The sequence below is a fragment of the Kosakonia sp. H02 genome (genome assembly GCA_030704225.1).
Lineage (GTDB): Bacteria > Pseudomonadota > Gammaproteobacteria > Enterobacterales > Enterobacteriaceae > Kosakonia.
This window is the reverse complement of sequence record CP131915.1, coordinates 3,946,699-3,971,317: the sequence shown is the minus strand read 5'-3', so window position 1 is coordinate 3,971,317 and position 24,619 is coordinate 3,946,699. Positions and strand designations below refer to the sequence as shown.

Sequence of the window (24,619 nt, the reverse complement as noted above, 5' to 3'; positions counted from 1 at the left end):
ATTTGCTGTGATTTTTTCCGGCGGCGATACTCCATGTCGCCGGATGAATTTTTTTGCCCGGTGGCGCTGCGCTTACCGGGCTTACGTTTGTTTGCGCTGTATCACGCGGCGGGTAATGATCGGCAGCGAAATCACCACAATCAGCATCGCGCCGACGATAATCGACATCACAATGCCCGGCACGTTAAGCAGGCTCAGGCCAAAGGTCACCAGCCCCATCAGGAAGGCAGCGATAATCACGCCCACCATGCTGCCGGAGCCGCCAAGAATATTGACGCCGCCGAGCACCGCCATTGTCACCACCGACAGTTCCCAACCCAGCGCAATCGTCGGGCGCGTACTGCCCAAACGCGACGTCAGCAGCACCGAGGCCAGACCCGCCATTAATCCCACCAGCGCAAACAGGATCAGGTTGTGGCGCTTCACATTGATGCCGGAATACCACGCGCCGGTCGGGTTATTGCCAATGGCATACGTCCGGCGGCCAAAGTTGGTTCTGTGCAGCACAAAGGCAAATACCAGCGCCAGCACGATGAACAGGGCAAACTCAAACGACAGCGCGCCCCACACATAACCCTGACCAAACCAGGCGAAACTCTCCGGCCAGGTGTTCAGCGCCTGATCGCCCAGCAGAATGTAGGTAATACCGCGATACAAACTCATGGTGCCGATGGTTATCACAATTGACGACAGGTTAAAGCGGGTCACCAGAATGCCGTTGAACAGCCCGCACAGCAGCCCGACGCCCAGACCGACGCACACCAACAGCGGCGTATCGACCCCGGCCTGGGCGCAAAAGCCCATCGCCGTTGAACTCAGCGCGATAGTGGCGGCGACCGACAAATCAATCTCCCTGGCGATAATCAGCATTGCCATTGGCAACACGATGATCGCTTTCTCGGTGAAGTTGAACGTCGCATCCGAGAGGTTCCAGATATTAAGAAAGTAAGGCGAGGCAATAGCGTTCACCACAAATACTGCCAGCGTCACCGCCAGTAAAAACCCTTCCCAGCACAGCAGACGGCGAAAGAGCGGCGTTGGCGCGGCCCGCGTTTTTGTAGAATCAGACGTCAGGATTTTGCTCATGGTTTCACCGCCTGTTTTTGCCGGGCGAGCGCCGCATCGCGCAGGATAAGCCGCCCTTTGCGCTTGTTACCGCGCTCATTCAGCAGCACCGCAATGACAATCACCGTGCCGGAAATCGCCATCTGCCAGAAAGGAGAAATACCGATCACTGGCAGCGCGTTGTTGATAACGCCGAGGAACAGCGCGCCGAACAAACAGCCGAGCACGCGCCCGGTGCCCCCCATGGTGCTGATACCGCCGATCACACACGCTGCCACCACTTGCAGCTCAAAACCGTTAGCGACATCGACATACGCCACGGCAAAGCGGGAAATCCATAAATAGCCGCAGAACCCGGCCAGCGCGCCGGAAAGACAGAAGCTGACAAACTGCATTTTCCCGGCGTTGATGCCGGTGTAATACGCCGCCGTGGCGTTGCCGCCTGCGGTATAGAGCGCTCGCCCGGTGCGGCTGTAGCGCAGGAAATAACCGACCAGTAGCAGAGCAGCAATGGCGCACCAGCTCAGTACCGGCAAACCCAACACGGATGTGCGCGGCAGCACCAGAAAATCTGCGCCCATTTGGTTGGAGTTCACCCAGCCGCCGCCGGAGAGCAAAAAGATAATCCCGCGATAAATGCTCATGGTGCCGAGCGTCACGACAATCGCCGGAATGCCCAACTTCCACACCAGCAGGCCGTTGATCATGCCCATCACCAACCCGAGCACCGTTGCCAGCAGCAGCAACGACCACACCGGCACATCGGGATGATGAAAGTTAATCAGCGCGACAATCATGCCGGTCAGCGCCAGGTTCGCCGCCATCGACAGATCGATGCCCCTGGTCAGCAGCACCATCATCTGCCCGAGCGCAAGGATGATAAGAATGGCGGTGTCGTTGAACATCTCCACCAGATTAGCGGGGCCGATAAAGGACGGAACGCGGCTGCCGATAGCCAGCACCAGCAGCACAATCACGCCGCCGAGCAGCGCTTCGCGATGTTTAAGCAGTTGTTGCCACATTACGCAGCCTCCTTACCGGCGCCGCTGGCGGCGCTGACAATGGTTTCCGCCGTGGCTTCTCCCGCCCGGTACTGCGCGACCATCAGCCCTTCGTGCATCACGATCACCCGGTCGGCCATGCCCATCACTTCCGGCAGTTCGGACGAGACCATAATCACCGCCAGCCCGTGCGAAACCAGTTCTGCCATAAACTGGTGCACCGCCGCTTTCGAGCCGATATCAATGCCTTTGGTCGGCTCATCAAGAATGATCACGTCCGGGTGGGTGGCGAGCCATTTGCCGATCACCACTTTTTGCTGATTACCGCCGGAAAGCGTCTCGACCGCCTGCCGCCAGCTAAACGCCTTCACCTGCAAACGTCGGGCGTACTCATCCGCCAGCGCCCACTCTTTAGCATCGTTCAGCACGCCATTACCGTTCAGTTTGCTCAACTGCGGCAGGCTGATGTTCTGGGCAATCGACAGTTCGATAATTGCGCCCTGTTTTTGCCGCTCTTCCGGTACGCAGACAATCCCGGCGTTAATCGCATCCGCTGGCTGGTGGAACTGCACCGTTTTCCCTTTCAGGATGATTTCGCCAGAAGAGGGGCGCGTTACGCCAGAAAGCGCCTGCATTAGCTCGGTGCGCCCTGCGCCCACCAGGCCGTAAAAGCCGAGGATCTCGCCTTTGCGCAGGGTAAAGTTGATATGGGCAAACTCGGTGGGATGGCAGAGATCTTTCACCTCCAGCACCGTTTCGCCGGGTTCGCAGTCGGTTTTCGGCCAGCTTTGATTAATGGCGCGCCCGACCATCATCGCCACCATCCGCTCTTCAGTAATGTCTTTGATTGCACCGGAATCGACATACACGCCGTCGCGCAAAATGGTGTAGTGATCCGCCAGCTCAAAAATTTCATCGAACTTGTGCGAGATAAACAGGATCGCTTTGCCTTCCTGTTTCAGGCGCTCGACGATTTGGTAGAACTCCAGAATTTCATGCTGCGAGAGCGCGGCGGTCGGTTCGTCCAGAATCACCACCTGCGCTTCAAAGGACAACGCGCGGGCAATCGCCACCATATGGCGCTGGGCGATGCTGAGTGTTTTTAACGTCGCGCGCGGATCGATCTGCACTTCCAGCCGGGTGAGGATTTCTTGCGCCTGCTTGTGCATGGCGGGCCAGTCGAGTTTTTTCAGCAGCCCTTTATACAAATACTGGCCGACGAAAATGTTCTCCGTCACCGACAGTTCATCGAACAGCACCGTTTCCTGGTGAATGGCGGTGATCCCCACTTTGTGCGCCGATACGGGCGTCGGCAGTGAAATGGGGATCGCTTTATAGAGGATTTCGCCCTCTTCGGGCTGGTAAATGCCGGTCATCACTTTAACCAGCGTGGATTTCCCCGCACCGTTTTCACCGATCAGGGCGGTGACTTTGCCGGGCCAGAGATCGAGCTGTACGTTCTCAAGGGCGCGCACACCGGGAAAGACTTTGGTGATGCCCTTAAGCGACAGCAGAGGCGTGGATGCCGTCATGATAATTCTCCAGTTTTTAACCCTCTCCCCTCAGGGAGAGGGAAGGGGATCAAAACATCTTCGAGAACTTATCAATATTGCTGGCGTCGTAGACGAACGGCTCAGCCATTGCGCCATTGCCGTCGGCATCCAGTTTGACTTTACCCAGCCGGCCCATACTGGCTTCCTCTTTCGTCGCCGTGCCTTTCACTAAATCATCCGCTAAATACGTTGCGGCATAACCAAGATCGATCGGGTTCCAGATAGCAAAACTTTTGCTGGCACCTGATTTGATTGCGCCTGCCATTTCAGACGGCAACCCCAGGCCGGTGACATACACTTTGCCAATTTTGCCCTGGTCTTTTACCGCCTGCGCCGCAGCAACGATGCCGACGGACGACGGCGAGACGATCACTTTCAGATCCGGGTACGATTTCAACAAACCGACCGCTTCGCGGTAACTTTTATCCGAGAGATCATCGCCATAGGCGACGGTCACCAGATTGACGGACGGGTACTTCGGCAGCACCTTTTTCATCTCCGCAATCCAGATATTCTGGTTAGTGGAGGTGGGCGTGGCGCTGAGAATGGCGACATCGCCTTTTTCAACCTTCAACGTTTTCAGCGCCTCGGCGGCAAGCTTAACGTTGGTTTCGCCAATCAGCGCGTTGTTGGACGGGTTCAGGTGGATCTGCCGCCCGGCTTTTGCCACGCCGGAATCCCACGACACCACTTTGATGCCGCGCTGCATCGCTTTTTTCAGCACCGGCACGACCGCATCCGGATCGTTGGCAGAAATAGCGATCGCATCCACGCCCTGGGCGATCAAGCCGTTGAGCACTTCGATCTGCGCTTCTGCCGTGGTGGTGGTCGGGCCGGTATAAATCACTTTAACGTCACCTAACTCTTTGGCTGCCTCCTGCGCGCCGGTGTTTGCTGCTTCAAAAAAGCCATTACCTAAAGATTTCGCCACGAGGGCGATTTTTACTTCAGCTAAAGCGGAACCGGACAACGCCATAATGGCAACGGTGAGGATCAAGCTTGCTTTTGTTTTCATTGCTTTTACTCCACGAGTCAGTGTTTGTAGGGTTTGCAGGTGAGGATTCGCCCCGTCAATGTTTGCGGGGCGCGATGTTTTTATTGGTACAGATCTAACGCCGATTGCAGCGGAGTAACGCCGAAGCGTTTACCCAGCGCGATTAATTCTTCGCGGGTGATGGTTTGTTTCATACCGCCCATCGAATAGATTTTGACTAACACTTCGGCAGATTTTTCGGCGGTGTCAATCAGGCCAAAGGCTTCATCGAGCGTCGGGCCGCTACCGAAAACACCGTGGAACGGCCACAGCACCAGAGCATGTTTTTGCATGTCGCTGGCGGTTGCCTGGCCGATTTCATCGGTGCCTGGCACCATCCACGGCAGAATGCCGACGCCATCCGGGAACACCACCAGGCACTCGGTGCTGCCTTCCCACAGCTTGCGGGTGATAAGGTCTGAGGTATTTTCCAGCACGTACGTCAGGGCGATCAGGTTGGTGGCGTGGCAGTGCATGATCACGCGATCTTTCCCGCCGGTGGCTTTGATACGTTCACAGTGGGATAAGAAGTGCGCCGGCAGTTCAGAGGTCGGCACCGCCTCATGGGTAAGCCCCCATAAAATGTGGTAACCCGCTCCATCACTGTCCACTTTTACTACGCCCAGGTTCGCCGCCGGATCGAGCTGCACGTTGCGAAAGAACTTGCCGGAACCGGTGACGATAAACGGCGTGTTGGCGAGCAGCGGCATCGGCTGGCTCAGGGGGATATAGCGCGGCGTTTGGTGGAAATCCGCCTCAAACGGCGCAATGTCCGCATCATCGAGTCGCAGAGTCAGGTTGCCGCCGTTGCGTTCGTCCCAGCCTTTCAGCCAGGCATCGGTTGTGGCTTTGATCATCCCCTGGACGAACCAGGCATTAATAATGGTCTGCATAATTGCTATGTTCCTGTTGGTTCTGTTGCCGGATGGCGCTGCGCTTATCCGGCCTACGTTGAGCGGTATGTCCTGTTTTCGTAGGCCGGATAAGGCGCAAGCCGCCATCCGGCACATCATTTACTGGCGTTGGCTTAACACGTCTTTTTCATACGCCCGCACGCTCTCCAGCCACTGGCTGCCGGCTGGCGTATCGTGACGCTGGCAATACATCTCCCACACCGCCTGCCACGGCAGGGATTTCTGCTCTTCCAGCAGTGCCAGACGCGCGGTGTAATCGCCGTCGGCTTCCAGTTGGCGCAGTTGCTCAACCGGCTCCAGCAGGGCGCGCAGCAGGGCTTTTTTCATATTGCGCGTGCCAATCACCCAGGCGGCGATACGGTTGATAGAGGCGTCGAAGAAGTCGAGACCGATATGCACGCGGTCAAAGAGTTTGTGGCGAATGATTTCACTGGCGATGGCCTGGGTTTCATCATCCAGCAGCACAACGTGGTCGCTGTCCCAGCGCACCGGGCGGCTGACGTGCAGCAGCAGGCGCGGCACATAGAGCATGGCGGCGGAAATTTTGTCGGAAATCACTTCAGTCGGATGGAAGTGACCGGCATCGAGGCACAGCGCGGTCTGGCGGCTGGTGGCATACCCCATATAGAACTCGTTGGAGCCCACGGTGTAGCTCTCTGCGCCGATGCCGAACAATTTACTTTCTACGGCGTCGATATGGTGCGCCGGGTTCAGTTTTTCGCTGATGACCTCGTCAAGCGCATTCAGCAGGCGCTGGCGCGGCGCCAGGCGGTCAACGGTGACATCTTTCATCCCGTCCGGGATCCAGATGTTCATCACCGACGGCGTGCCCAGTTGCTCACCGAAATACGCCGAAACGCGGCGGCTGGCTTTCACATGATCAATCCAGAACTGGCGAATTTCATCATTAGCGTGGGAGAGCGTAAAACCCTCGGCACTCAGCGGGTGGGAAAAGCAGGAGGGATTAAAATCCAGCCCCAGATTATTGGCTTTCGCCCACTGCACCCAGTTTTTGAAATGTTCCGGTTTGATTTCGTTACGCGCAACCGGCGCATCGGCTTCGTGATAAATGGCGTGCAGGTTAAGGCGTTTCGGGCCGGGGATCAGGCTCAGCGCCTGCTCAAGGTCGGCACGCAATTCGGTTGCGTTACGCGCTTTACCCGGATAGTTTCCGGTGGCCTGAATGCCGCCGGTCAGGCTGCCTTCCGGGTTTTCAAAACCGGCAACGTCATCGCCCTGCCAGCAGTGCATAGAGACCGGCAGCCTGTCGAGCTGGCGCAGCGCCTCCTCGACATCAATCCCCACAGCGGCGAAACGCTGTTTGGCAATTTCCCAGGCTTGTTCAAGTTGAGTGGTCATGCGCAAAGCTCCTTTGTCTGTCGTTTTTGCTGAAAGCGCGCGACATAGCGGGCGATTTCATTATCAGGATGAGGGGTAAATGTAAGCAGGTTGTGGTTAGCCACCACCACCTGGCGGAAATCATCGACATGGGTCAGTTCATCAAGGGTCATCAGTTGCACGCCGATATTGCCGAGCGTCGAGGCTTCAACCGGCCCGGCAACCACCGGTAAACCGCAGGCGTCGGCGCAGAGCTGGTTCAGCAACTGGTTCTGGCAACCGCCGCCGACAATATGTAAGCGGGTAAAGGGTTTGCCGCGCAGGGTTGCCAGTTCGCTAAGCACATCGGCATACAGCAGCGCCAGGCTATCGAAAATGCAGCGTGCCAGTTCGGCGGCGTTCTGCGGCGCAGGCTGGTTGGCATCACGGCAGGCGGCCTGAATTTCGGCGCTCATGTCGTCCGGGTTGATAAAGCGATCGTCGTTCGGGTTGATCACGAAGCGGCAGGTCGGAATTTGTTCGGTACGCGCAATCAGCGCAGGCAGGTCGGTGACGTTTTGCTCTTTCAGTACTCGCTGCAACAGCCACAGCCCCATGATGTTTTTCAGCACACGGTAGCGGCCTTCCGCGCCCCCTTCATTGGTGATATTGGCGGCGAGCGCGTCGTCGCTGGTGTAGGGGGTTTTGCTCTCAAAACCCATTAATGACCAGGTCCCGGACGAGAGATACGCAGCGTCGTTATCCGCCAGCGGCGAGGCGATAACTGCGCTAGCGGTATCGTGGCTGGCGACGGCCACCACCGGAATGGCGTTGCCCTGCGGGCAGATCCAGTTGCCAATCACATTCCCCGGATGGGTCGGCGTACCAAACCAGCGGGCAGGCACCCCGGCCCATGCGAGCAATGTCGCATCCCAGTTATCGGTATTGATATTGACCAGTTGCGTGGTGGTGGCGTTGGTGTATTCCCAGTTCAGATTGCCGGTCAGGCGGTAGCTGAAGTAATCCGGGATCAGCAGGGCGTTTTCGACCTGCTCAAGCAGTTCCGGCTGCTGTTCCGCCAGTGCACGAAACTGGTAAAGGGTGTTGAAAGGGAGAAACTGGATACCGCTGCGGCGATAGATATCGGCTTTGCCCGGTTGCTGCATGGCGCGATGCATGACGCCGTCGGTGCGATCGTCACGGTAAGCAATGGGCAGCCCGACGCGCTGGCCTTCACGGTTAATCAGCACGTAATCAACGCCCCAGGTATCAATGCCGATGCTGTCCGGCTGGATGCCTTGCTCGCACACTTTCTCAAGACCTGTACGAATTTCGGCTTCGAGGCTGTCGATATCCCAGCAATCAAAGCCGTCCACTTTTTGCAGGCAGTTAACAAAACGGTGAATTTCGCGAAGCGTAAGCGCGCGGTGCTGGCGGTCATAGCGCGCCAGCATTACCCGTCCGCTGGAGGCACCTAAATCAACCGCGACACAATGGCGAAAAGTCATGTTGGGGGTCCTTCATAGAGTCATTGCGGACAGTCTAAAAAAGGGCCGGGAGGCGTACCTTCTTGTTACTGACAGTGGCCATTTAGCGCTGGCAAGAAAGCAAAGATGAACGTGAGAGAGTTCACAGTTTCCAGTAATGGCGGGGCTTTCAGCCATTGTGACCCTGGCCACATTTCCCGATCTTTCCGCCCGTTTCTTGAAAAAACGGCAGGCTATGCGCGAAATGGTGTCGAAAATTCAAGGTGAGGATGAGATCCCTTAATTACTATTTTGAGACCATTTCTCATCTGCTGGGGCGATCATGACCGTACTGCATAGCGTGGATTTTTTCCCGACCGGTAAAACACCCATTGCCATTGAGCCGCGGCTACCGCAGGCCGCGTTTCCTGAGCATCATCATGATTTTCACGAAATTGTGATTGTCGAGCACGGCACGGGCATTCATGTGTTTAACGGCCAGCCTTATACCATCAGCGGTGGGACGGTGTGTTTTGTGCGCGATCACGACAGGCATCTGTATGAGCACACGGATAACCTCTGTCTGACAAATGTGTTGTACCGGTCACCGGACGCATTCCAGTTTCTGGCGGGCCTGAACAAGCTGTTGCCGCAGGAGCAGGACGGCAATTATCCGTCGCACTGGCGGGTGAGCCAGCAAACGCTGGGTCAGGTACGCAGCATTATTAGCCAGATGGAAGCGCGCGAAGGGGAAATGGACACGCACGGCATTGCCAACCGCGAGATTTTGTTTATGCAGTTGCTGGTGTTGCTGCGCAAAGGCAGCCAACAAGAGGGGGCCGGTAACAGCGATGCGCGGCTTAATCAACTGATGCTGTGGCTGGAGGATCACTTTGCGGAAGAGGTGTGTTGGGAGTCGCTGGCGGAGCAATTCACCCTTTCATTGCGCACCCTGCATCGCCAGCTTAAGCAATCCACCGGCATGACGCCGCAGCGCTACCTGAACCGCCTGCGGCTCATTAAAGCCCGCCATATGCTGCGCCACAGCGATGAGAGCGTAACCGAAATCGCATTTCGCTGCGGGTTTGGCGATAGTAACCACTTTTCGACGCTGTTTCGCCGTGAGTTCGACTGGTCGCCGCGCGATATTCGCCAGGGTCGCGACACGCTGCTTCAGTAACGAGAAGGCTATCACCGATTTTTTGCCGGACTTCCGCTAATAATGTCAGGTTGTTATGGCAGAGGTGACTTTGTGGCAGGCCAGCTAATTCTTCGTCAGGCAGATTTCTTCTCCCGCGCCGGGCAAACGGTGGCGGTGGCAGATCGCTACCCGCAAAATGTTTTTGCTGAACATACCCATGAGTTTAATGAACTGGTGATGGTGTGGCGCGGCAACGGCCTGCATGTGCTTAATGACCGCCCTTATCGCATCACGCGCGGAGATCTGTTTTATATCCGCGCGCAAGATTGCCACTCTTACGCCTCGGTCAATGACCTGGTGTTGCAGAATATCATCTACTGCCCGGAAAAGCTGACGCTGAATATGGATTGGGCGGCGCTGATCCCCGGTCTGAACGGTGCGCCGTGGAACCCGCACTGGCGCATTGGCAGCACCGGCATGGCGCAGGCGCGGCAGGTGATTTCGCAGCTGGAACATGAGAGTACCAAAAGCGATCCGCTGACGAATTTGATGGCAGAAACCCTGTTTGCTCAACTGGTGATGACCTTAAAACGCCACCGTTTCGCCACCGATAACCTTGCCGCGACCCACAGCGAAGCGCTGTTGGATAAACTGATTACCGCGCTCTCTGGTAGCCTCAATCGCAGCTTCGTGCTGGAACATTTTTGCGAGCAGGAGCAGTGCAGCGAGCGGGCGCTGCGTCAGCAGTTTCGCACGCAGACCGGCATGACCATCAACCACTATTTGCGCCAGTTGCGCATTTGCCATGCGCAGTATTTATTACAGCATTCCGAGCAGATGATCGGCGAAATCGCCATGCAGTGCGGGTTTGAAGACAGTAACTACTTTTCGGTGGTCTTTAGCCGTGAGGTGGGGATGACGCCAGGGCAGTGGCGTCATCGCAGTCGGGTTGCGGCCTGATTAGCTCGCCATGCCGAGGCCGACAATATTGGCCGCGACAATAATCACCACGCAGCCAAGGCTCAGCACACTCACCGGCTGACGCCCGGCGTTCTTCCACTCTTTCAGCACCAGCCCAACGATACCGCCGCACAGCACGTAGAAGCTCATATGCAGCATCCAGCTGATGTAGTCATACTGCGCTGGAATTCGCGCGTGACCCCAGGCGTAGAAGAAGAATTGCAGATACCACATTAAACCGCCTAATGCGGAAAGCAGGATATTGCTGATGATGAGCGGTTTTGCCAGCGAGAAGTCGGCTTTTACCGACAGGTTTTTCACTTTTGCCAGACGGACAAAGCAGAAACCGAGGTTCACCAGCGCACCGCCGCCCATGATCACCACATAGCTTGGCAGCGCGGTGTAGAGCGGATCGATACCCAGCGCGGCTGCCGCTTCATGCATCGGTTTGGCGGCGTTCATCGCAAAGGACATTCCGGCAGAGAAAACGCCGCACATCACCGCCAGCGCCAGCCCCTTTTTCAGGCTGAACTCTTCGGCTTTGATGCCCATTTTGCGCTCTTTTAACTGGCCCGCGCGGGTAACAATGCCAACGCCAATCAGCGCGACCAGCACGCCCAGCAGCGTCATACGACCGCCTTCGGTGTTGATCAGGACATCGAAATTACCGTTGAGAATCGGCGTCATCAACGTACCGACAATCAGCGTGATGCCAATGGCGATACCAATGCCCATCGACATGCCTAAATAGCGCATGGTCAGGCCATAGTTGATGTTACCCACGCCCCACATTGCGCCAAACAGAAACACCGGCAGCAGCGTGGAGGCATTGAACGAACTGAAATAGGCCCAAAAATCAGGCAATAACAGCGCACTGATGGTCCAGGGGAGAATCAACCAGGAGACGATGCCACCGATTGACCACATGGTTTCCCAGGACCAATTTTTTACTTTTTTAAACGGGGCATAGAAACAGGCTGCACTGGCCGCGCCTATCAAATGCCAAAAAATACCCATCGTAATCGCGTTACTCATTGCTTAATCCTCATCGTTTTTATCGTCGGGATACGAGCAGCCGACCTGATGAGTGTAAAAATCGGTCAGATGATTAACCTTGAGGCGATTGCCGCGTTGCGCCTGGGGCTGGCAATGAGGGCGTTATGGAGGTGAGCCGCTTCACAAATTCAGGAACATAACCAAAAGTTATAACCATATAAAAACTACGGCATTGATAAACATTTTCAATATCATTTAATTAACTATAATGATCCGACTGCTTACGCGGCATTAACACCCCTGCCGCCAGACAATAATGGAGATGAAAATGAGCTATACACTGCCTGCTCTGCCTTATGCGTATGATGCCCTCGAGCCTCATTTCGATAAGCAAACGATGGAAATCCATCACACTAAACATCACCAGACCTACGTTAACAACGCCAACGCCGCGCTGGAAAGCCTGCCGGAGTTCGCCAGCCTGCCGGTTGAAGAACTGATCACCAAACTGGATCAGCTGCCAACCGACAAAAAAACCGTTCTGCGCAATAACGCAGGCGGCCACGCTAACCACAGCCTGTTCTGGAAGGGCCTGAAAAAAGGCACCACATTGCAGGGCGATCTGAAAGCGGCAATCGAGCGCGATTTCGGTTCTGTTGATAACTTCAAAGCAGAATTTGAAAAAGCGGCAGCAACCCGTTTTGGTTCCGGCTGGGCGTGGCTGGTGCTGAAAGGCGACAAACTGGCGGTTGTTTCTACCGCTAACCAGGACTCCCCGCTGATGGGCGAAGCGATTTCTGGCGCGTCTGGTTTCCCAATCCTCGGCCTGGATGTGTGGGAACACGCTTACTACCTGAAATTCCAGAACCGCCGCCCGGACTACATCAAAGAGTTCTGGAACGTGGTGAACTGGGACGAAGCTGCTGCGCGTTTCGCGGCGAAAAAATAAGCCTGTTTCATTCCTCACTGTTACGTGAGTCAAGCCCCCGACGTCGGGGGTTTTTTATGCGCCTGAAACTATCGGGAACGGCGATCCTAAAATAATGAAATATTGTTTCGTTATGGTTGTTTGATCACTTTTCTTCGCCTGCTCTGCCTCTACCATCTCTTCATCCGCGCTGCTGTTTTCCCGCAACACCGGAGTGTCAGCGTACAAAAATCGGACGTTTTTGACAGGTGAAGATATGCAAATCAAGCGTGCAATTGAAAAGATCCCAGGCGGGATGATGCTGGTTCCCTTGTTTATCGGTGCGTTATGCCACACCTTTGCGCCCGGTGCGGGAAAATACTTCGGTTCGTTTACCAACGGGATGATCACCGGTACGGTGCCGATTCTGGCAGTGTGGTTTTTCTGCATGGGCGCATCCATTAAGTTGAGCGCGACCGGCACGGTGCTGCGTAAATCCGGCACGCTGGTGGTGACAAAAATTGCGGTGGCGTGGGTGGTGGCGGCTATTGCGTCGCGGGTTATTCCGGAACACGGTGTGGAAGTGGGTTTCTTTGCCGGCTTGTCGACGCTGGCGCTGGTAGCATCGATGGATATGACCAACGGCGGGCTATATGCGTCCATCATGCAGCAATACGGCACCAAAGAGGAGGCCGGGGCGTTTGTGCTGATGTCGCTGGAATCTGGCCCGCTGATGACGATGATTATTCTTGGTACGGCGGGGATCGCCTCGTTTGAACCGCATGTGTTTGTCGGTGCGGTGCTGCCGTTCCTTGTGGGCTTTGCTCTTGGCAATCTCGACCCGGAGCTGCGCGAATTCTTCAGCAAAGCGGTGCAAACCCTGATCCCGTTCTTTGCCTTTGCGCTCGGGAATACCATTGATTTGAGCGTGATTGCGCAGACCGGGCTGCTCGGCGTTCTGTTGGGTGTGGCGGTGATTATAGTGACCGGTATTCCGCTGATCATTGCCGATAAATTGATTGGCGGCGGCGATGGCACAGCAGGCCTGGCGGCGTCGAGTTCTGCGGGTGCCGCGGTGGCTACGCCGGTACTGATTGCCGAAATGGTGCCAGACTTTAAACCGATGGCTCCCGCCGCGACCGCGCTGGTGGCAACTTCGGTGATCGTCACCTCGATTCTGGTGCCGATTTTAACCTCAGTCTGGTCGCGGAAAGTGAAAGGTGTTGAAGCAGAGATCGCGATACGCAATACGGTGAAATAACGTTTTGCCCGGTGGCGCTGCGCTTACCGGGCAATCGTTTAAGCAATCCCAAACACCCGATCAACAATTTTGCACTGCTCTTCATTTAGCGTGCCGCCAAAGTTACGCGCGGTTGGTGTGCAATAACCAAACTTGCGTGACACCACGGTTTTGATGGTGGTCACGAAATCATCGCCGATGGCGTAAATTGCCATAAACTTGCCAATCTCCTGCTGGGCGTTTTGTAGCATGACCAAATCGCCCGCTCGCCAGGCGTCCCGCGCTTGCACAAACAATTCCGGCATTACGTTGTTCAGCCCGGAAATCACCCCTGCGCCGCCTGCCAGCAGGTTAGGAATGTAATATTCGTCATAGCCGCTCAGCACGGCGAAATCATCCCGTACGCGCGCCGTTGCCATAATCATATTGCGCGTATGAGACTGGCAATCCACGGTGTCTTTGATACCGGCAAAATCAGGAAACTCGGCGGCAAGCGTAGCGACCAGCTCCGGCGTCAGATCGCAGCCGGTACGCGCCGGAAAGTTATAGGCGAACCATTTGCCGCTTATCGCCTTACCGATCGCCCGGAAGTAACTCAACAACTGCCCGCTGGTTTGCCCGTAGTAATAAGGCGGCAGTACCATCACGGCTTCATAGCCGACGCGCCGGGCTTCATCTGCCATCTGCACCATATCGTTAAAGCAGGTGGACGAGACGTTCGCCACCATGGTGATGGACGACATACTTCGTGCGTCGCGAATAAGCGTAAGCCGCTCGTGCAGGGATAAAGAAGCAAACTCGCCGATACTGCCCATCAGTAACAGCACGTCGATTTTCGCTGCCGTCAGACGGGAGATATGTTGTTTTAAGCCCGCCAGATCAATATTCCCTTCGCGGTCCATCGGCGTGATAGAAGGGCACCAGACGCCGGAAAATGGAGTTTTATTGGTCACGTCACTCTCCTTGATTAATGAAATCGCGTTTCAAAACTTAAGGTAAGTGATAGCACGGCTCAGGAAAGTACACGCGCATGAATGTCTCATTTTCGCAGGTTTGCCCGGCAAAAAAGTGTGCTGTAATAGCGCGACGAACAACGCGTGTCCGGGAGGGAAAATGCGACATCAGGTAGACGTCTTTACAGGAAAGGTCAGGGATTATGACGGTAGCCGACCCAGCGCCATCGGCAAATTGCAGGTGGAAGGGGAATTAACCCTGACGGAATCAGGGCTTGCCGGAGATGAGCAGGCGGAAAAAAGTTACCACGGCGGCGCGGATCGCGCGTTGTGTCACTATCCGCGCGAGCATTACGCGTACTGGGCGCAAGCCTTCCCGGAACAGGCTGCGCTGTTTTGCGCGCCGGCGTTTGGTGAGAACCTCTCTACCAGCGGGCTGACAGAAGAAAATGTGTTTATCGGCGATATCTTTCGCTGGGGCGAAACGCTGATTCAGGTCACCCAGCCGCGTTCGCCCTGCTTCAAGCTCAATTACCATTTCGGTATTAACGATATGGCTTCGCAGATGCAGTCCAGCGGCCGTATTGGTTGGCTTTATCGGGTGATTGCGGCGGGAAAAGTATCGGCAGAAGCACCGCTGGAATTGGTCTCACGGGTCAGCGATGTCAGCGTGTATGAGGCGGCGGCGATTGCCTGGTTCCAGCCTTTTGATGATGAGCAGTATCACCGTTTGCTGTCGGCGGCGGGGTTATCGGCAAGCTGGACGCGCACCATGCAAAAACGGCGCATCAGCGGCAAGATTGAAGATAATTCGCGGCGGTTATTGGGCTGATAAAACGCCCCCTCCGTTGGGAGAGGGCGCATTATCAGGAGCGTTTATACAGCGGCAGCCACATCGTTAAGCGTAAACCGCCGAGTGGGCTGTCGTCTGCCTTCACCCAGCCGCGATGCTGCTGAATAGCGGTTTCGACAATTGCCAGCCCGAGGCCGGTGCCGCCGGATTCGCGATCGCGCGCTTCGTCGGTGCGGTAGAACGGGCGGAAAATCTGCTCCCGATCTTCCTGGCTGACGCCGGGGCCGTCATCGTCCACGTTAATGGTGATGCCGTCTTTATCCACCGCAAAACTGACTTCGATTTTGCTGTGCGAGTAGCGCAGCGCGTTGCGAACAATGTTTTCCAGCGCGCTTTCCAGCGCGTTCGGGTTGCCGTACATCGGCCACGGTCCAGGCGGGAAATTCACCGTCAGAGATTTGCCCATCTGTTCGGCTTCAAACGCGGCGTTATCCAGCACTTCGTTCCACATCTGATTGGCTTTCACCGTTTCGCTGACCAGCGCGTTTTTCTGCTGATTGCGCGACATCACCAGCAGATCGTTGATCATGCTGTCGAGGCGCTGCGCCTCGGTTTCGATGCGCTCTAACTCTTTGCTTTCCCCGCTGCGACGACGCAACAGGGCGGTGCCCAGTTGTAAGCGCGTCAGCGGTGTGCGCAGCTCGTGTGAGATATCAGAAAGCAGACGTTGTTGGGCGGTCATCATACGTTCCAGTGCGCTCACCATCTGGTTAAAACTGGCCCCGGCGGCAAGAAATTCCTGCGGCCCGGCTTCCAGTTCCGGATGTTGTCGTAAGTTGCCCTGCGCCACTTCATCCGCCGCGTTTTTTAACTTACGCGCCGGTTTCGCCAGGCTCCACGCCAGCCATAACAGCAACGGTGAGCTAATCAGCATGGTGACAATCAGCAGCAATAGCGGGCGGTCAAACAGCAGGTTGATAAAGTCAGATTGCGAACTGCTGGCGGGACGAATCAGGTAAAGCTGATAGTTATCTTCCCCGTCACGAATAGAAAAGGGGCCAACCATTTCGACGCGGCCATATTTTTTCTTCTGCGGATGGTCGGAGTTATCCGCCTGACCGATGAAGTTACGAATGATCTGCATCTCGTTGCGCTCGGCGCCGATCACGCGCCCTTCGCTGGTGACCAGCAGCAGGCGTTGACCCGGCGGAGCCCATTTGTCGATAGCGCGAAAGAGCCTGCGCCACCACATCAGGTCATTCGGCGGGTCGTTAGCCAGTTCCGCTTCGACATGCTGTTCAATCATCACGCCCTGACGCTGCTCACTGTCCAGCAACTCCGTCATTTGACGGGAATCCAGTTTCGGCACCATCAAAACCAGCATCAGTACCAGTGCCAGCGTTAACCAGAAAATAGCAAAGATGCGGGCGGTCAAACTTCCTATCATGAAGCGGATACCATCAGATAACCGCGACCACGCAGGGTTTTAAACCACGGATGCCCATCTTTGCGATCCGGCAATTTGCGGCGCAGGTTCGAGATGTGCATGTCGATGGCGCGATCGAACGGCGTCAGGCGTTTACCCAGCACTTCCTGGCTTAAGTGTTCGCGCGATACTACCTGGCCTAAGTGCTGAGCCAGCAGGTAGAGCAGGGTAAATTCGGTGCCGGTTAATTCCAGCGACTGGCCATCAAAGCTGGCTTCCTGGCGGCCCGGATTGAGGCTTAAGGCATCCACTTCCAGCGTTGGCGAGCCGTTGTCGCTGTTTTGCTGCTGCTCACTCCAGTGCGAGCGGCGCAGGATCGCACGGATGCGTGCGACGAGTTCACGATCGTTAAACGGTTTCGGCAAGTAGTCATCCGCGCCCAGCTCAAGGCCGAGAACGCGATCCAGCTCGCTTCCGCGGGCGGTCAACATAATTACCGGTGTTTGGTGCGTCTGGCGTAGCTCTTTAAGGGTGTCGATACCGTTTTTCTTCGGCATCATAACGTCGAGCAAAAGCAGGTCGATGCTGTCGTCGAGGAGGTCGAGCGCCTGCTCCCCATCGTGGGCAACGAGCACATTAAAACCTTCCATGTCGAGTAGCTCTTTTAGCAAGGAAGTCAGCTCTCGGTCATCATCTACTAAAAGGATTTTATTCATTGTTTAAATACCTCCGAGGCAGAAATTACGTCATCAAGAGTCGCTAATCCATGACTTTACGTTGTTTTACACCCCCTGACGCTTGTTTGCAGCCTGAATCGTAGACTGATTTTCGTTCACTCGTGAGACAAAACAAATAGGTTACTGGAGTAAATGATGCGCATCGCTACCGCTGCCGTCATGGCCTCAACACTGGCGTTAAGCACTGTTAGCCAGGCTGCTGAAGTCGTAACAGGTGATAACTGGCACCCCATTGAGGGATTCGCACAGCGCAGCGTTCAGAGCCATATGTTCGATGGGATTAATCTAACCGAACATCAGCGCCAGCAGATGCGGGATCTGATGACACAGGCGCGGCACGATCAGCCACCTGTTAATGTTAGCGAAATGGAGACAATGCATCGCCTTGTCACCGCAGAAAAATTTGATGAAACCGCTGTACGCGCTCAGGCAGAAAAAATGGCGCAGGAACAAGTAGCGCGTCAGGTTGAAATGGCGAAAGTCCGCAACCAAATGTACAACCTACTGACGCCGGAGCAGCAAGCGGTTTTGAACCAGAAACATCAGCAACGGATGACTAAACTGCGCAACGTCGCGCAGATGCAACAAAGTTCTCCGTTGACCGTTTTGAGTAGTAGCAGTACCAGGTAACAAACCCTGTTTTTCCTTGCCATAGACACCATCCCTGTCTTCCCCCACATGATGTGGGGGTTTTTTTTGCCCGCAATTCCACAGCTTAATTTCCCCATTGCTGATTTTTCTATCCGTTATAATTCCCCGCAGGAAAAAGCAGGAGCGTGTATGAAAGAATCCTATGGTCGGCTGGTAACCCGGGCGGCGATTGCGGCGACCGTCATGGCGTCGTCACTGCTGTTAATTAAAATCTTCGCGTGGTGGTATACCGGTTCGGTCAGTATCCTCGCGGCGCTGGTTGATTCACTGGTGGATATCGCCGCATCGCTCACCAACCTGTTGGTTGTGCGTTATTCGCTGCAACCTGCCGATGAAGAACATACGTTTGGTCACGGCAAAGCCGAATCGCTGGCGGCGCTGGCGCAAAGCATGTTTATTTCCGGTTCTGCGCTGTTCCTGTTTTTAACGGGCATTCAGCATCTGGCGAAGCCCGAGCCTCTCCAGTCGGCGGGCATTGGTATCACGGTGACGTTAATTGCGCTGTTCAGTACTGTGATACTGGTCACTTTTCAGCGCTGGGTTGTGCGGAAAACCCACAGCCAGGCCGTGCGCGCGGATATGCTTCATTATCAGTCTGATGTTATGATGAACGGCGCAATTCTCATCGCGCTTGGGCTGTCGTGGTATGGCTGGCACCGGGCGGATGCGCTGTTTGCGCTGGGTATCGGCGGCTATATTTTGTATAGCGCGTTACGCATGGGATACGACGCGGTTCAAGCACTTTTAGACCGCGCCTTACCCGATGAAGAACGTCAGGAGATTGTCGATATTGTCACCTCCTGGCCGGGCGTCAGCGGCGCTCACGATCTTCGTACGCGGCAGTCAGGGCCGACTCGCTTTATTCAAATACATTTAGAAATGGACGATCACCTGCCGTTAGTTCAGGCGCATCTTGTGGCCGAACAAGTTGAGCAGGCGATCCTGCAACGTTTTCCAGGCTCCGACGTGATAATTCACCAGGATCCCTGTTCTGTCGTACCTCAAGGACGATAAGCCCATAGAGGCTTTCGTAATTCATTTAAAGCGTGAGCCAGACCAACCATTTGTGTATAAATTACCGCCATTTGGTCTGACCTGAATCAATTCAGCAAGTGTGGATTGATATACTATTTGCAGCATTGTTGTTCGCTCCCGATGGGGAGTTGCTTCGGGCCACAGAATTTTATTTTGCATTCCTAAGTTCAGAGGTAGTCATGATTAAAAAAATCGGTGTGTTGACAAGTGGCGGTGATGCGCCAGGCATGAACGCCGCGATCCGCGGCGTTGTCCGTGCCGCATTAACAGAAGGTCTGGAAGTTGCAGGTATCTATGATGGTTACCTCGGCTTATACGAAGACCGTATGATCCAACTCGACCGCTACAGCGTTTCCGACATGATCAACCGTGGCGGTACCTTTCTCGGCTCTGCCCGCTTCCCGGAATTCCGTGAAGAGCATATCCGCGCAGTGGCTATCGAAAACATGAAAAAACGCGGCATCGACGCGCTGGTTGTTATCGGCGGCGACGGTTCCTATATGGGTGCGAAGCGCCTGACCGAAATGGGCTTCCCGTGTATCGGTCTGCCTGGCACCATCGACAATGACGTTGCCGGCACTGACTACACCATCGGTTACTTCACCGCGCTGCAAACCGTGGTTGAAGCAATTGACCGCCTGCGTGACACCTCTTCTTCTCACCAGCGTATTTCCATTGTGGAAGTGATGGGCCGTTACTGCGGCGACCTGACGCTGGCGGCGGCGATTGCGGGTGGTTGTGAATTTATCGTCCTGCCGGAAGTGGAGTTCAACCGCGAAGACCTGGTAGCAGAGATCAAAGCCGGTATTGCCAAGGGTAAGAAACACGCAATCGTGGCAATTACTGAGCATATCTGCGATATCGATGAGCTGGCGAAATACATCGAAAGCGAAACGCAGCGTGAAACTCGCGCTACCGTGCTCGGCCACATCCAGCGCGGCGGTTCTCCGGTGCCTTACGACCGTATACTTGCTTCCCGCATGGGTTCCTACGCTATCGACCTGTTGCTGCAAGGCTTTGGTGGTCGCTGCGTCGGTATCCAGAACGAAAAAATGGTGCACCACGACATCATCGACGCGATTGAAAACATGAAGCGTCCGTTCAAAGGCGACTGGTTGGACTGCGCGAAAAAGCTCTACTAATTCATCCTCAAAGCGCCCTCTGCTAGTGAGGGCGTTTTTTTATCACCATATATTCCCCAACGTTATAGCCAATCTTTTTTTATTCTTTAATCATTGGATGCCTTTCTGGCAGGCTGGAATCATCAAAATAGACGACCAGAGAGAGTGGGCGATGAATAAATGGGGCGTGGGATTAACTTTACTGCTGGCTTCCACCAGCGTACTGGCTAAGGACATCCAGTTATTAAATGTGTCGTACGATCCGACGCGTGAGCTGTACGAGCAGTACAACAAAGCGTTTAGCGCGCACTGGAAACAGGAAACCGGCGACAATGTAGTCGTCCGCCAGTCTCATGGCGGCTCCGGTAAACAGGCAACATCGGTTATCAACGGCATTGATGCAGATGTGGTAACGCTGGCGCTGGCTTACGATGTTGACGCGATTGCTGAGCGCGGTCGTATCGATAAAAACTGGATCAAACGCCTGCCGGATAACTCCGCGCCGTACACCTCGACCATCGTTTTCCTGGTGCGTAAAGGCAACCCGAAACAGATTCATGACTGGAACGATCTGGTTAAACCGGGCGTTTCTGTCATCACGCCAAACCCGAAAAGCTCTGGCGGCGCACGCTGGAACTACCTGGCGGCCTGGGGCTACGCCCTGCACCATAACGGCGGCGATCAGGCCAAAGCGCAGGAGTTCGTAAAAGCGCTATTTAAAAACGTGGAAGTGCTGGATTCCGGCGCGCGTGGCGCAACCAACACCTTTGTTGAACGCGGGATCGGCGATGTGCTGATTGCGTGGGAAAACGAAGCGCTGCTGGCGACAAACGAACTGGGCAAAGACAAATTTGAAATCGTGACCCCGAGCGAATCGATTCTCGCCGAGCCAACCGTTTCGGTTGTCGACAAAGTGGCCGAGAAAAAAGGGACGCAGAAAGTCGCGGAAACTTACCTGAAGTATCTCTACTCGCCGGAAGGCCAGGAAATCGCAGCGAAGAACTTCTATCGCCCGCGCGATGCAAAAGTGGCGGCGAAGTATGCTGACGCGTTCCCGAAACTGAAACTCTTCACTATTGACGAAGAATTCGGCGGCTGGACCAAAGCACAGAAAGAGCACTTCTCGAACGGCGGCACGTTCGATCAGATCAGTAAACGTTAAAATTGTTAAATGCCCGGTGGCGCTATGTTTACCGGGCTTCCAACAAAACGATTCCTACTTTGCTTAATTTTTGCGCTATGATGCCGTTTCTTTCAGCAAAGGAAGCGGAAATATGAAAACAGTTCGACGTATCGTCATTGCTCTGTTGGTATTGGTTTTACTGGTGGCAGCAGGCGCATGGATATGGATAACGTTCAGCGGCAACCCGGATGCGCTGCGCCAAATCGTCACCGAACAATGCCTGCCCAATGCGCGTGAGCACAACGATCCCGCGCCCTGTGAACAGGTCAATCTTGAAAGCGGCTACGTGCTGATGAAAGACCGCAACGGCCCGTTGCAGTTTTTATTGATGCCTACCTATCGCATTAACGGCACTGAAAGCCCGTTACTGCTTAAGCCCTCCACGCCTAATTTTTTCTGGCAATCATGGCAATCCCGCGATGTGATGAGCAAACTGCGTGGCAGCCCGGTGCCGGATAACGCCGTCTCGCTGGCGATCAACTCCCGTCTGGGGCGTTCGCAGAATCATTTCCATATTCACATCTCCTGCCTGCGCCCGGATGTGCGCGAAAAACTTGATGACAACGCCGCCCGCATTAGCAGCCAGTGGCTGGAATTTCCTGGCGGTCTGCTCGGTCATCAATATTTAGCGCGACGGGTAACCGAAGCGGAGCTGGCACAACGCAGCCCGTTTTTGATGCTGGCGGAAGAAGTGCCGGAAGCAAAAGAGCATATGGGGCGCTTTGCTCTGGCGATGGCGCAGCAGTCGGACGGCTCTTTTGTGTTGCTGGCAACGGAGCGTAACCTGCTGGCGTTGAACCGCGCATCGTCCGGGGAGATACAGGATCATCAGTGCGAGATCCTCAAATAGCACTCCCATAATTCGCGTTTACTCAATGTGCCTGTCGCCGTAGACTTGCTGGAAAAATCTACAGGAGACAGGCATGTCGCTCTGGCTTTCACACTCTCTGTTCCTTCCCTCGCTTATTGTCGGTATCACCATTGTTTTGTGGGCGACGTCGTTGCTGCCGGAGTTCATCACCGCATTGCTGTTCTTTACGGCAGCGATGGTGGCGAAAATCGCACCGCCGGAGGTGATTTTCGGTGGTTTTGCGTCTTCTGCGTTCTGGCTGGTATTCAGTGGTTTTGTGCTCGGCGTGGCCATTCGCAAAACCGGGCTGGCGGATCGGGCGGCGAGGGCGCTGTCGGCGAAAATGACGGACTCATGGCTGCAAATGGTGGGAAGCGTCGTGCTGCTGAGTTATGCCCTGGCATTTGTTATGCCATCGAATATGGGGCGAATTGCGCTGTTAATGCCTATTGTTGCGGCGATGGCGGCGCGGGCCGGGATCACCGAAGGGACGCGATCCTGGTACGGACTGGCGCTGGCGGTCGGGTTCGGCACTTTTCAGCTTTCAGCCACCATTTTGCCCGCCAACGTACCAAACCTGGTAATGAGCGGCGCGGCGGAAGGCTCGTATGGCATCCATCTCAACTATGTGCCGTACTTGCTGCTGCATACGCCGGTGCTGGGTATTTTGAAAGGCATTATCCTGATTGGCCTGATCTGCTGGCTCTTTCCCGGCAAGCCGCACGCGCCGCGTGAACACGCGCCGTCAGAACCGATGAGCCGGGACGAAAAGCGGCTCGCCTGGCTGCTGGCGGTAGTGCTGACGTTGTGGGTGACGGAGAGCTGGCACGGTATCGGCCCGGCATGGACTGGCCTTGCGGCGGCGTGTGTGACGCTGCTGCCGCGCGTGGGGTTTATCAATGGCGACGAATTTTCCAGCGGAGTGAATATCCGCACCTGTATTTATGTTGCGGGGATTCTGGGTCTGGCGATCACCGTGACGCAAACCGGCATCGGCAGCGCGGTTGGCGAAGCGCTAATGCAGGTCATGCCGCTCGATCCCGCTCGCCCGTTCACCAGTTTCCTTGCGCTGACCGGTATCACCACCGCCCTCAATTTTATAATGACCGCTAACGGGGTTCCGGCGCTGTTTACCACGCTGGCGCAGAGTTTTTCCGACGCGACCGGTTTCCCGCTGTTGTCAGTGATCATGATTCAGGTGTTGGGATATTCCACGCCGCTGTTGCCGTATCAGGCGTCGCCAATTGTGGTGGCGATGGCGCTTGGAAAGGTGCCGGCACGCGCAGGCATGTTGCTCTGTCTGGCACTGGCGGTGGTGACGTATCTGGTGTTATTACCGCTGGATTACGCGTGGTTTAGCGTGTTGGGGAAATTGTAGAAAATACCCTCTCCCGGCAGGGAGAGGGTAAAACAGCATTACGCCTGTTTTGCTGCTTCGGCTGCTTTCACGATCACCGCAAAAGCGTCTGCTTTCAGGGATGCACCGCCAACCAGCGCGCCGTCGATATCCGGCTGCCCGAACAGCTCTGCCGCGTTGCTTGCGTTTACAGAACCGCCGTACTGGATGATCACTTGTTCAGCCACTTTCGCATCGACCTTCGCAATATGGTCACGGATAAATTTGTGAACAGCCTGCGCCTGCGCCGGGGTAGCGGATTTGCCGGTACCGATAGCCCAAACCGGTTCGTAGGCAATGACTGCACCTTCGAACGCGCTTGCGCCCTGGGTTTTCAGCACTGCGTCGATCTGGCGCGCGCACACTTCTTCTGTTTTGCCTGCTTCGTTTTCCGCTTCGGTTTCACCGATGCACAGAACCGGGATCAGACCTTGTTCTTTCAGCACGGCGAATTTTTTCGCGATCAATTCATCAGATTCAGCGTGATAAGTACGACGCTCAGAGTGACCGATGATGATGTATTTCGCGCCGATATCTTTCAGCATTTCGGCAGAGGTTTCGCCGGTGAAGGCGCCAGACAGGTTAACGTCAACGTTCTGTGCGCCCAGGATGATATGGCTGCCGTCAGCCGCATGTTTCGCCAGATCCAGGTACAGGTTCGGCGGCGCAATTGACACTGCACAACCCGTGACACCAGCCAGCTCGGTACGCAGGTTCGCAACCAGTTCGTTTACCATGTGGCGGCTGCCGTTCAATTTCCAGTTACCCATCACTAAGGGATGTCGCATTTTTACTCTCCACGCGCTTGGCGAATTAAGGAAGATGGCCGCCCTTCAGGGCAGCATGGTCTGTCAAACAGTATAGAGATTCATCCCCTGAAA

Annotated in this window: 22 protein-coding genes and 1 pseudogene; 11 read left to right on the top strand and 12 right to left on the bottom strand. The window is 55.3% G+C overall.

The features are described 5' to 3' along the window. Positions 1-81: 81 nt before the first annotated feature. The 7 genes from Q5705_18615 to rhaB all read right to left on the bottom strand — a co-directional run bounded on the left by Q5705_18615 (position 82) and on the right by rhaB (position 8,391). Complete coding sequence (locus tag Q5705_18615; protein ID WLI76562.1) at positions 82-1,086, bottom strand: ABC transporter permease; 1,005 nt, start codon at positions 1,084-1,086, stop codon at positions 82-84. Next, a complete protein-coding gene (locus Q5705_18610; protein WLI76561.1) occupies positions 1,083-2,087 on the bottom strand; it encodes an ABC transporter permease in 1,005 nt (334 codons plus the stop codon). The genes Q5705_18615 and Q5705_18610 overlap by 4 nt, the downstream gene beginning before the upstream one ends. Continuing rightward, complete coding sequence (locus tag Q5705_18605) at positions 2,087-3,598, bottom strand: sugar ABC transporter ATP-binding protein (protein ID WLI76560.1); 1,512 nt, start codon at positions 3,596-3,598, stop codon at positions 2,087-2,089. Before Q5705_18605 ends, Q5705_18610 begins: the two co-directional genes overlap by 1 nt. A gap of 49 nt (positions 3,599-3,647) precedes the next feature. Next, on the bottom strand, positions 3,648-4,634 hold the full coding sequence (rhaS, locus tag Q5705_18600) for a rhamnose ABC transporter substrate-binding protein (protein WLI76559.1): 987 nt from the start codon (positions 4,632-4,634) through the stop codon (positions 3,648-3,650). Between the two features lie 80 nt (positions 4,635-4,714). After that, positions 4,715-5,545: a rhamnulose-1-phosphate aldolase gene (gene rhaD / locus Q5705_18595; GenBank protein ID WLI76558.1), complete on the bottom strand. Its 831-nt coding sequence runs from the start codon at positions 5,543-5,545 to the stop codon at positions 4,715-4,717. 120 nt (positions 5,546-5,665) lie between these two features. Further along, entirely contained in the window at positions 5,666-6,925 is a 1,260-nt protein-coding gene (locus tag Q5705_18590) for an L-rhamnose isomerase (GenBank protein WLI76557.1), read from the bottom strand. Beyond that, positions 6,922-8,391: a rhamnulokinase gene (rhaB, locus tag Q5705_18585; protein WLI76556.1), complete on the bottom strand. Its 1,470-nt coding sequence runs from the start codon at positions 8,389-8,391 to the stop codon at positions 6,922-6,924. The genes Q5705_18590 and rhaB overlap by 4 nt, the downstream gene beginning before the upstream one ends. Positions 8,392-8,692: 301 nt before the next feature. Between rhaB and rhaS (Q5705_18580) the strand changes: the two genes are divergently transcribed. Continuing rightward, positions 8,693-9,529: an HTH-type transcriptional activator RhaS gene (gene rhaS / locus Q5705_18580; GenBank protein WLI76555.1), complete on the top strand. Its 837-nt coding sequence runs from the start codon at positions 8,693-8,695 to the stop codon at positions 9,527-9,529. A gap of 72 nt (positions 9,530-9,601) precedes the next feature. Further along, entirely contained in the window at positions 9,602-10,450 is an 849-nt protein-coding gene (gene rhaR / locus Q5705_18575) for an HTH-type transcriptional activator RhaR (GenBank protein WLI76554.1), read from the top strand. On the opposite strand, the gene rhaT is transcribed toward rhaR, so the two are convergent. Continuing rightward, positions 10,451-11,485, bottom strand: coding sequence for an L-rhamnose/proton symporter RhaT (rhaT, locus tag Q5705_18570; GenBank protein WLI76553.1), 1,035 nt, complete (start codon positions 11,483-11,485; stop codon positions 10,451-10,453). It abuts the gene before it with no gap. Positions 11,486-11,774: 289 nt separating this feature from the next. Between rhaT and sodA the strand changes: the two genes are divergently transcribed. Beyond that, the gene (gene sodA / locus Q5705_18565; protein ID WLI76552.1) at positions 11,775-12,395 is read left to right on the top strand and encodes a superoxide dismutase [Mn]; all 621 of its coding nucleotides are present in this window, start codon (positions 11,775-11,777) and stop codon (positions 12,393-12,395) included. Between the two features lie 235 nt (positions 12,396-12,630). Next, complete coding sequence (kdgT, locus tag Q5705_18560; GenBank protein ID WLI76551.1) at positions 12,631-13,614, top strand: 2-keto-3-deoxygluconate transporter; 984 nt, start codon at positions 12,631-12,633, stop codon at positions 13,612-13,614. Positions 13,615-13,652: 38 nt separating this feature from the next. Here the strand turns inward: kdgT and Q5705_18555 are convergent, their stop codons facing one another. Next, positions 13,653-14,546, bottom strand: a complete 894-nt coding sequence (locus Q5705_18555; GenBank protein WLI76550.1) for a dihydrodipicolinate synthase family protein — start codon at positions 14,544-14,546, stop codon at positions 13,653-13,655. A gap of 160 nt (positions 14,547-14,706) precedes the next feature. Here Q5705_18555 and yiiM point away from each other — a divergent pair. After that, positions 14,707-15,448: pseudogene (gene yiiM / locus Q5705_18550) on the top strand (6-hydroxyaminopurine reductase). Here the strand turns inward: yiiM and cpxA are convergent. Both cpxA and cpxR read right to left on the bottom strand, forming a co-directional pair. Beyond that, a complete protein-coding gene (cpxA, locus tag Q5705_18545; protein WLI76549.1) occupies positions 15,413-16,786 on the bottom strand; it encodes an envelope stress sensor histidine kinase CpxA in 1,374 nt (457 codons plus the stop codon). The pseudogene yiiM and the gene cpxA overlap by 36 nt on opposite strands. After that, positions 16,783-17,481 (bottom strand): envelope stress response regulator transcription factor CpxR, encoded by a 699-nt coding sequence (gene cpxR / locus Q5705_18540; GenBank protein WLI76548.1) that lies wholly within the window; start codon positions 17,479-17,481, stop codon positions 16,783-16,785. The genes cpxA and cpxR overlap by 4 nt, the downstream gene beginning before the upstream one ends. Before the next feature lie 156 nt (positions 17,482-17,637). On the opposite strand from cpxR, the gene cpxP reads away from it, so the two are divergent. The 6 genes from cpxP to Q5705_18510 all read left to right on the top strand — a co-directional run bounded on the left by cpxP (position 17,638) and on the right by Q5705_18510 (position 23,720). After that, positions 17,638-18,132, top strand: coding sequence for a cell-envelope stress modulator CpxP (cpxP, locus tag Q5705_18535; GenBank protein WLI79061.1), 495 nt, complete (start codon positions 17,638-17,640; stop codon positions 18,130-18,132). Between the two features lie 150 nt (positions 18,133-18,282). Then, entirely contained in the window at positions 18,283-19,167 is an 885-nt protein-coding gene (fieF, locus tag Q5705_18530; protein WLI76547.1) for a CDF family cation-efflux transporter FieF, read from the top strand. A 200-nt stretch (positions 19,168-19,367) separates the two neighbouring features. Beyond that, positions 19,368-20,330, top strand: coding sequence for a 6-phosphofructokinase (gene pfkA / locus Q5705_18525; protein WLI76546.1), 963 nt, complete (start codon positions 19,368-19,370; stop codon positions 20,328-20,330). A gap of 151 nt (positions 20,331-20,481) precedes the next feature. Continuing rightward, positions 20,482-21,471: a sulfate ABC transporter substrate-binding protein gene (locus Q5705_18520; protein ID WLI76545.1), complete on the top strand. Its 990-nt coding sequence runs from the start codon at positions 20,482-20,484 to the stop codon at positions 21,469-21,471. A gap of 112 nt (positions 21,472-21,583) precedes the next feature. Further along, complete coding sequence (locus Q5705_18515; GenBank protein WLI76544.1) at positions 21,584-22,342, top strand: CDP-diacylglycerol diphosphatase; 759 nt, start codon at positions 21,584-21,586, stop codon at positions 22,340-22,342. Positions 22,343-22,415: 73 nt separating this feature from the next. Then, a complete protein-coding gene (locus Q5705_18510) occupies positions 22,416-23,720 on the top strand; it encodes an SLC13 family permease (protein ID WLI76543.1) in 1,305 nt (434 codons plus the stop codon). Positions 23,721-23,758: 38 nt separating this feature from the next. On the opposite strand, the gene tpiA is transcribed toward Q5705_18510, so the two are convergent. Then, positions 23,759-24,526: a triose-phosphate isomerase gene (gene tpiA, locus Q5705_18505; protein WLI76542.1), complete on the bottom strand. Its 768-nt coding sequence runs from the start codon at positions 24,524-24,526 to the stop codon at positions 23,759-23,761. Positions 24,527-24,619 lie beyond the last annotated feature (93 nt).